Annotated in this window: 9 protein-coding genes; 6 read left to right on the top strand and 3 right to left on the bottom strand. The window is 59.4% G+C overall.

Features of this window, described 5'->3' with window-relative positions; all coding sequences use genetic code 11:
* Window positions 1–339: 339 nt before the first annotated feature.
* From RTI30_RS11015 to RTI30_RS10990, 6 genes are all read left to right on the top strand, one after another.
* Entirely contained in the window at window positions 340–1,167 is an 828-nt protein-coding gene (locus RTI30_RS11015; protein WP_312263280.1) for a response regulator transcription factor, read from the top strand.
* Between the two features lie 77 nt (window positions 1,168–1,244).
* On the top strand, window positions 1,245–1,931 hold the full coding sequence (locus RTI30_RS11010; RefSeq protein ID WP_312263279.1) for a MotA/TolQ/ExbB proton channel family protein: 687 nt from the start codon (window positions 1,245–1,247) through the stop codon (window positions 1,929–1,931).
* Window positions 1,931–2,329 (top strand): biopolymer transporter ExbD, encoded by a 399-nt coding sequence (locus RTI30_RS11005; protein WP_312263278.1) that lies wholly within the window; start codon window positions 1,931–1,933, stop codon window positions 2,327–2,329. Before RTI30_RS11010 ends, RTI30_RS11005 begins: the two co-directional genes overlap by 1 nt.
* Window position 2,330: 1 nt before the next feature.
* Complete coding sequence (locus tag RTI30_RS11000) at window positions 2,331–3,053, top strand: energy transducer TonB (RefSeq protein ID WP_312263277.1); 723 nt, start codon at window positions 2,331–2,333, stop codon at window positions 3,051–3,053.
* Window positions 3,054–3,074: 21 nt separating this feature from the next.
* Window positions 3,075–3,854, top strand: a complete 780-nt coding sequence (locus tag RTI30_RS10995; RefSeq protein ID WP_312263276.1) for a ribonuclease T2 family protein — start codon at window positions 3,075–3,077, stop codon at window positions 3,852–3,854.
* Between the two features lie 12 nt (window positions 3,855–3,866).
* Window positions 3,867–5,438, top strand: a complete 1,572-nt coding sequence (locus RTI30_RS10990; protein ID WP_312263275.1) for an alkaline phosphatase family protein — start codon at window positions 3,867–3,869, stop codon at window positions 5,436–5,438.
* 31 nt (window positions 5,439–5,469) lie between these two features.
* Here the strand turns inward: RTI30_RS10990 and RTI30_RS10985 are convergent, their stop codons facing one another.
* Genes RTI30_RS10985 through RTI30_RS10975 form a run of 3 tightly spaced genes read right to left on the bottom strand, consistent with a single transcriptional unit; the run spans window position 5,470 to window position 7,759 of the window.
* Entirely contained in the window at window positions 5,470–6,138 is a 669-nt protein-coding gene (locus RTI30_RS10985) for a DUF1045 domain-containing protein (protein WP_312263274.1), read from the bottom strand.
* Window positions 6,135–7,274 (bottom strand): alpha-D-ribose 1-methylphosphonate 5-triphosphate diphosphatase, encoded by a 1,140-nt coding sequence (locus RTI30_RS10980; RefSeq protein WP_312263273.1) that lies wholly within the window; start codon window positions 7,272–7,274, stop codon window positions 6,135–6,137. The genes RTI30_RS10985 and RTI30_RS10980 overlap by 4 nt, the downstream gene beginning before the upstream one ends.
* Window positions 7,271–7,759, bottom strand: a complete 489-nt coding sequence (locus tag RTI30_RS10975) for an ATP-binding cassette domain-containing protein (RefSeq protein ID WP_312263272.1) — start codon at window positions 7,757–7,759, stop codon at window positions 7,271–7,273. The genes RTI30_RS10980 and RTI30_RS10975 overlap by 4 nt, the downstream gene beginning before the upstream one ends.
* Window positions 7,760–8,031 lie beyond the last annotated feature (272 nt).

Below are 8,031 nucleotides of genomic sequence, written 5' to 3'. Positions count from 1 at the left end.
GATACTCAGCCTGGTAGGCGCGGAAAAAGTCGAGCAAGGCCTCCGCCTGACAACCTTTGCTGCCGAGGTGCACGTCGGAGATGAAAATCGCTCGACAGTTGTAGCTAGGCGATCGCTGCTCGGTTTCCTGGTGAAATGCAGGCATGTATGAACCATGGGGCGAATGCGTGGGCAGAGTATACGCAAAGAAAAGGGATGCTGTCTCGCGCAAGGGAACGCTGCAAAAAGGATTGGCACTGTCACATAAGTGTCACAAAAAATTCATACTACTGTCACAAAAAAAGGTTACAGTTTGGTTAACAGAAAAAGTATTTGCCGCAGCGAATAGAGGAGTTTGCGATGATTTATGCCTTGCTGGCCGGTAGCCTGCATCATGCTCTCCATCTGCAGGACGCGTTGACCATGTTGGCAGCGGCGCGCTGGGAAGAGGTCAACCCACTCTATCAGGCGCGGGTTTTGGTGCATGGCGACGATCCCTTGCGCAGCTCTTTGGAGCGTCGTTTGCGGCGACAAAAAGCGCAGGCGCGGTGCATCAACGACTACGACGCCTTGCGCGATAGCTTGCAAAACTGGCACCCGCAGCTACTGATCTTTACCAACTGGAATCGTGAGTTGTCGGAGCTGTTGCTGGCAAGTCAGGATCTCCTTTTACAAGACAATACCGCAGTGATGGCCCTCGGCCCAGAGGGCGACGAGGCGGCCATGAGTGCTCTGGACGCTGGGGCGAACGTCTATGTGGGCACGCCAAGTAGCGAGAATCTCATCCTCGCGCAGGCCGGCGCCCTGCTGCGCCACGGACATCTTTGGGAGCAAGTGACCATCGATATTCCTGGGGTGTTGCGCATCGATCCCGAAAGTCGTCGGGTCTTTGTGTACCGCGAGGAGGTGCAGCTCACCAAACGGATCTTTCGGCTTTTTCATTATTTGGCCCAGCAGCCTGAGCATACCTTTTCGACGGCGGAAATCGCCCAGCAGCTTGCCATCAGTAACCGCCATGTGCGGCAGAATACGGTGGCGGCACAAATCCATCGCCTGCGGAAAACGCTGGAATTGGTCGGTGCCTCCTCTTGGCTGCAAACGGTTCATGGTTTTGGCTATCGCTTGAGCATTCCTAAGCCCGAAGCGACCAGTGAAGCCAGTCCAGCCAAATCGAGCGGGCTGTCATAAAAGTGTCATATAGCATTCATCAAACTGTCACATTCTTTTGCTAGAGTGCGGACTTCGCAAAACAGGAGATCTATCCCGTGAACATCGCTTATTTCATTCATCTGGCCAATTACTCCGACGGGATCTTGTATGCCCTGCTGCTGCTGCTTCTTATCGAACTGGCGGTAATGGTGGATCGCTTTTGGTATCTGCGCCGCACCCTCTCCCGCGGCGACGCCATCGTGCACGATCTGGCCGATCATGGTCGCCTCGATCGCGACACCCTCAACCGCTTGGCAGAGAACGCCAAGGGACTGCCCGAGGCCAGCTTGCTGCGGATGGCCGCCAGCCATTCCGGACAAGTGAAGGGCGAGGCCCTGGCCAATCGCCTCGAGGAAGCCGTCATCACCTTGGCACCGGAGCTCGACCGTCGCTTGTGGCTGCTCGACACCATCATCACCCTGGCGCCGCTTTTGGGCCTGTTTGGTACCATCATCGGCATGTTCCATGCCTTTCATGTGCTGGCCGCCCCCGGTCACTCGCCCATGGAGGTAACCGGTGGTGTGGCCGACGCCTTGGTCGCGACCGCCTCGGGTCTCTTTATTGCCATTCTGGGTCTGCTGGCCTTCAATGCCTTCAACAATCAGGTGCGCATGATTCTGCTGCAGCTCGATTCGGTGAAGACCATGCTGCTCAACCGGATGGATGGACAGCCGATGCTGCATCCCGATTCCGACCCCAGTGAGCGGACCCTGGAGCCGGTGGCCATGGCGAGGGCGAGCTAATGGAGCGGCGCTACTTCGAGCGCAGGAAGGGGCGGGTGGAGATCATCCCGATGATCGACATCATGCTCTTTCTCTTGGTCTTTTTTATCATGATCACGATTCAGATGATTCCTGACCAGGGGCTCAACCTCCAGTTGCCGCAGTCGAGCGAGGCCAAGCAATTGCCGCGTCCGCACATGACCATCAACATTCAGGAAGACGGTACGGTGGTAGTGAAGAATCATCACTATGACCTGGCAGGTCTGGAGAATTTGATTCGCCAAGACGGTAATCCCGGGAAGACGGTGGTGACCATTGCTGCCGACAAGGCCGTGCCGTACCAGAAGTTCATCAACGTCATGGATGCCTGCCAGAAGGCTGGCGCCAACGACATCGGTTTGGCAGCAAAGGCTTCCTGAGATGAGTACCGCACTCACCCCCAGTACCTTGGCCCCCAAGCCAAGGGGCTATTTTGGTCGCGCTTTGTTGATTGGAGCGTTGCTGGAGCTTGGACTTTTGGCGGGCCTCATTTGGTGGGGCAGCCAAAAGAGCCCACCGCCGCCGCCCAAGCCGAAGCGCATCGCCATTCACATGGTGCAGCCGCCCAAGCCGAAACCGCTGCCGCCACCGCCAAAGCCGGTGGTGCACCCGAAACCAGTGCCTAAGCCTGTACCCAAGCCGATTCCCCGGCCGGTGCCGCATCCCATACCGCATCCGGTGGTACACCATGCGCCAACGCCCAAGCCGCTGATGGCCAAGGCGCCGCAGCCAACGGCACCGGTGGTACCGCCAGCCCCGCCGGTGACACCGCCGCCACCACCACCGCCGGCGCCAAGCCCGGCCCTGGCGCAAGCGGCCATTGCTCGGTACGCTGCACTGGTGCGGTCGCAGGTGCAGTCCCAGGCGCATGTACCCGAGGCGGTGCGCTTGATGCATCTCAGCGGCACGGCGGTGATCAGCTTCGAGCTACTTCCCTCGGGCAGCCTAGTCTGGGCAAAATTGGCGCAGTCGAGCGGAGTGGGCGCCATCGATCGGGCCGCCTTGGCGGCGGTCAAGGCGGGGTCGTATCCGCCGTTCACCAAAAACATGCCGAAGAAACCAACGCAATTTGATGTCGAGGTGCATCTTTCGGCAAATTCGTAGTACTGGTTTGAGGGAGCAGGAATGCAAAATAACTGGTGGCGGAGCCTGGTGCTCCTGGTTTCTTTGCTGCTCGGCTCGGGTGCTGCCTGGGCCGATGAGGGCATGGCGTTTCAACATTACACGTTCGCCATGCTCTGGCAGCCCGGGGTCTGCGCGGCGTGGACCCGGGTGGAACCCGCCTGTGCGGGGCTGACGCCAAGTTCGCGAGCAAGCCAGCAATGGAGCCTCCACGGGCTTTGGGCCAGCCGTCCGCAAAAGCTCATCGCCAGCGGTATGGAGCCCAAGACCTGGTGGGAACACGGCTGCTTCTGGTTTCAGAATCAGAGCACTGCGCCCCACGACAGCTGCTCGCTGCCCCCCCTGGAGCTATCGCCCAGCGTGAGCGAAGCGCTGAGCGAAAATATGCCGATGCGTAAGGTCTGTCTCGATCGCCATGAATACTACAAGCATGAGGCATGCTTTGGCGAAAAAGCGGATCCTTTCTTTCAAACGGCGCTGCGCCTGCTGGGAGACGTCAATGCCAGCAGCTTTACTGCCTACGTGCGCGATCACCGCGGGCAATGGGTCAATCGCAATGACCTGATCCGTGCGTATACCCAGGCTTTTCATCTGCCCGATGGATCGTCGCTCGAGTTGCGCTGCGAAAACGGCAGGGATGCCCCGCACGGCCGTGAGGGTAAGATCCTGACCGAGGCGTGGATTACCATCCGCGCCAATGCCCTGCAAGAGTTTCCTCGCCCGCAGGCCTTCATGACCGGACGCAAGGGCAATTGCGCCAAGTATATCCATATCCTTCCGTAGGGAGCGCGTAATATGCGTAAGCTGAGTCGTCGATCGTTTTTGCAACAGTTGGGGCTAGGTGCCGGTGCTGCCATTGCCGCGCCGCATGTGATCGGGGTAACGCGCGCCGCCGGTGCCAGTGCCAGCCAAGCCTTGCGCCACAACATCGAACATGTGGTAGTGATTTTTCAGGAGAATCGCAGCTTCGATCACTATTTTGGAACCTTTCAGCCCAAAAACGGGCAGCAGGTTGTCAATCTTCTGAATGCAAACGGTCAAATCGACTCGCGCTTTGTTAACCTGCAGAAAAATCCCGCGGGTATTCCCTACGCCAATCTCCCCTTGCCCACCGAAATTCCGAGCTTTACCCAGGCATCCCTGCCCAATCGGCCGTTCCATCTCGCTCCCTATATTCCCGCCAACGGCAATGTGCGCTGGGATCCCAAGCATCGCTTTTTTCGCATGATGGCAGAGGTCAATAACGGCAAAATGGATCTTTTCGTGGCACTGGCGGGAAGCTCCCATCAGCATCTGCACCGCGATGAATTCCGCAAGATGAGTCCTGCCCAAATCGCCTTCGAGTTGGCGCGTCCAAGCGGCCCGGTGATTGGCTACTACGAAGCCGCCGATTTGCCTTTCTATCATCGTGTGGCCCACGAATACGTGTTGTTCGACCATTTTTATCAAGCGATGAGCGGCGGGAGTACCGGCAATGCCCTCTACTTGGCCGCCTGCCGCTCCTGCGTGAATCCGCAGGTGGCGGATGCCCATGTCGCACCCTTCGATCCGAAAGAAGCGGGGCTGCAGCACGCCTTCTTCGATTTGCCTTACGACCATCGCCGCGTAATGGTCAATGATCTACCGCCAGTGCAGGGTCCGACCAATGCCGGCGAGCCAGAGGTACTGCAGATCAGTCCGCCGCCGGCGGCGCAGACTTACGATAACATTGGTGATCGCCTCAGTGCCGCCAAGGTGGATTGGGCTTGGTACAACGAAAATTGGAACAGGGTGAAACCTTGGGCGCTGAAAACCGCTTTTGGTCCTGGCGATGGGTCGGCGGTAGTCGATACCAGCCAGTTGTATGTGGCGCATCACAATCCCTTTCAGTACTACCCACGTTGGCCAGAGTATGTGCGCGCAGGGCATATGCGCGATGCTGAAGACTTTTTGGAAGACGCCCGCCAAGGTCGCTTGCCCGGGGTTTCCTTTTTGAAGGCGAGTGCCGCCCACGATGAACACCCTGCCGACTCGGCGCCGGCAGTGGGTATGGACTGGGTAGAGCGCCTGGTACGCGCGGTGGCCGAGGGACCGGCCTGGGAAAAGACGGCTATCTTCATTACCTACGACGAAGGCGGTGGATTCTGGGATTCTTTGCCGCCCAAGGTGGTGGATGATTACGGCTTTGGTACCCGCATCCCGGCGCTGCTGATCAGTCCTTGGGCGCGCTCGGGTTTGGTCGACCATCACCTGGCGAGCACCGCCAGTATCCTCAAATTCATTGAGACGCGCTTTGGCCTGGCCCCCCTCACCGAGCGCGATCGCAACGCCTACGATCTCTTGGGCGCCTTCGATTGGGATCAAAAACCCGGCGCCTTGCGGGTTTGAGTTGGTGTTCTGCCCGGGTTCGCCGCGCCCGCTATTTTGGTGTGAGGCCCAAGGCAATCTCTTCAACGCAGAAAAAGGGTTGATCTGGTCCCTCCTGTACCAAGAGCGCTAGGGAGTCGAGGCGACGCGGCAGAGCGAGACTCGGGCCAAAGTAGGCTTGGGCCTCCCGCAGCCAAGTGTTTTCTGGTGGTAGCCGGTCACTCAAGGTCATGTGGAAGACGAAGTCGGCAAAGACATGGGGATAGCCCCAATCGGCCAATTGTTGGCGTTGGCGCGGGCTGTAGTCGGGCCGATCCCGTGCTGCCAGTTCCGCCGGCTCGTAGGGGAGCCGAAAGGGGTCGAGGGCGAGCACGCAGCCATCTGCCAGCGCTTGTAAGGCAGGGCTTGTCGTGGCAAGGCGCAGACTGAGAAAGCCGTCGTCGAGGCTGAGTTGCAGCGGCGGCAAGGTAGCGGGCGATTGCTCGTGCAGAAATGAGCGAGCGGCCTCCTGGAGCCTATCCAGGGGGGTAGCAAGGGGCATGGGCGCCTTGATGGTGGCATGCAAGCCATAGCCCGCTGCACGCCTTGCCGGTACCGCAGGATAGGGGCGAGGGAGGGATATGGCGCGGCGACTATCCCAGCCAAGCCAAGCGGAGCCCAGCGCCCAGAGGGGGTCTTCCGCCGCTGGCAGGTAGTAGAGGGCAACGCGAATAGCGCTCATCCGACCCGCTCTCCCAGCCGCCACACGCCGTGCGGCGTTACCGTGCTGTCGGCGTAGCGCACTCGCAGTAGATCGCCGCGCAGGCCGGGGCGCAAACTTCCGCGGTCTGCCAAGGCGAGGAGCTGGGCGGGATGCGCACTGACCATGGCAACGGCTACGGGCAAGTCGCACAACTCCTGCTCGGCAAGCAAAAATGCGGCCTCGAGCAGGGCGCTGGGATAGTAGTCGGAGGCCAGCGCGGTGACCGCGCCCGCCCGCACCAAGTCAGCAACCGCCACATTGCCCGAGTGCGAGCCACCGCGCACGAGATTTGGCGCCCCGGCCACCGTCGCCATTCCCAGGGCGCGGGCATGTTGGGCAGCCGCCAGGGTGACCGGAAACTCGCTGATGCGGATACCGTCGCGCGCATTGCGTTCGATTTCCTCGGGGGTAACGTCGTCGTGACTGGCAATGGGCAGCCCACTGTCGCGCATGCGAGTGAGAATGTGGGCACGATTCTGGGCGCTGTAGCTTCGATGCCGCGCCAAGGATTCCTGAATACGCTGTTCCAGCTCTTCCTCGCTCAGACCCTCGGCCCGCCGGCCCGAGCGAAATTTTTCGAGGTTGGTATGTTGGCCTACGCCCGGCGTGTTGTCCATCAGACTCAGCATCTGTACCGGCCCGGCCGCCAGGCACTCCTCGAGCAATTCGGGAAGGTTGGCCACTGGCAATTCGCAGCGCAAGTGGAGAACGTGTTCGGCGCGCAGCAGACCCGCGGCCTGCAAGGCCTGCTGATCGATCAGCGCATCGCGAAGGGTCTGCAGGCGTTGCGCTTCGAAGCCGGCGTCGCCCACGCAAAGGGCATCGGCAACGGTAGTGATGCCGGCGGCAATGCATTGGGCATCGTGGGCGAGAAAGGCAGAGCGCGACGGCCAGCGCGCCTGGGTGCGCGGTTGGACTTGGCGCTCGAGATTGTCGGTGTGCAGATCCACCAGGCCCGGCAGCAAAAAATCGCCTTCGCAGTCCAGTAGCTCGGCGCTTTGACTGGGTCCCTCGTCGATTGCGGCGATATTTCCGTCCTCCGTCAGCAAGAGCGAGCCGAGCACGACGGCATCGGGAAGAACCAAACGGGCGTTACGAAATCCACGGATACTCATGCTGGCTTTTCTCCTGGAGAAAGAAAAATCTCGCGGTCGGCAACACGCGCAATCTGTTGCGGATCGTGCAGAATCGCCAAGATGCCGCGCCCGGCAAGTTTCGCACGTTGAATCACGGCAAGCACGAGGGCCGCGTTTGCCTTCACCCTTTGCGCAAGGGCGGCTTCGGCAACGAGATCGATACTCGGCACCGGGGAAATGATGCGAAGGAATTGGCTGGCATAGGCCATCTGCCAGCTGCGTAGGTCTAGCATATGGCGCGGATCGGCCGCCACGATTTCCGTCATCGTATCTGCGTAACGCAGGCGAATACTACCGCCATCGGCCCGGTAGGTGCCGTAGATACAGCGCAACAGGGTCGACTTACCGGCGCCAGAAGGACCGCGGAGTACCAAGCATTCACCCGCTCGCAATTGGAAGGCTGGTGCGGCAAGGGCTACTCGTTGTTCGCCCCCGCGCAGGTGTAGGGTGAAGGTTTTGGGCACGCCTTCGACGCTAGGCCGGCTAAACGCTGCAAGCAGGGTACGAAAGACTAGTTTTTTAATTTAAGACATATACGTTGCAATAACGTTATCAAATAGAAATCCGTCTGGTAGGAGTTTTGTAATATTATTGCAAGATAAAAGTCATAAATATGGAATAAAAAATTCATATTACTGGGCGGTTTCAAGTTTGAAGTGCAACACCCGCATATAACTCTCTGACTTGCTGCGCCATAACTTCGGCAGGTGTCCGAAATCCCAGACATTTCCTGGGG

It is taken from the genome of Candidatus Igneacidithiobacillus taiwanensis (genome assembly GCF_031962545.1).
Classification (GTDB): Bacteria; Pseudomonadota; Gammaproteobacteria; order Acidithiobacillales; family Acidithiobacillaceae; genus Igneacidithiobacillus; species Igneacidithiobacillus taiwanensis.
The sequence above is the reverse complement of the archived record's forward strand: the minus strand, read 5'-3'. Positions and strand labels throughout refer to the sequence as shown.

Bases quoted from the DNA above. Each gene is read 5' to 3' on its own strand.
- RTI30_RS11015 (WP_312263280.1), top strand. From the start codon at position 340: ATGATTTATGCCTTGCTGGCCGGTAGCCTGCATCATGCTCTCCATCTG.
- RTI30_RS11005 (WP_312263278.1), top strand. From the start codon at position 1,931: ATGGAGCGGCGCTACTTCGAGCGCAGGAAGGGGCGGGTGGAGATCATC.
- RTI30_RS11000 (WP_312263277.1), top strand. From the start codon at position 2,331: ATGAGTACCGCACTCACCCCCAGTACCTTGGCCCCCAAGCCAAGGGGC.
- RTI30_RS10995 (WP_312263276.1), top strand. From the start codon at position 3,075: ATGCAAAATAACTGGTGGCGGAGCCTGGTGCTCCTGGTTTCTTTGCTG.
- RTI30_RS10990 (WP_312263275.1), top strand. From the start codon at position 3,867: ATGCGTAAGCTGAGTCGTCGATCGTTTTTGCAACAGTTGGGGCTAGGT.
- RTI30_RS10985 (WP_312263274.1), bottom strand. From the start codon at position 6,138: ATGAGCGCTATTCGCGTTGCCCTCTACTACCTGCCAGCGGCGGAAGAC.
- RTI30_RS10980 (WP_312263273.1), bottom strand. From the start codon at position 7,274: ATGAGTATCCGTGGATTTCGTAACGCCCGTTTGGTTCTTCCCGATGCC.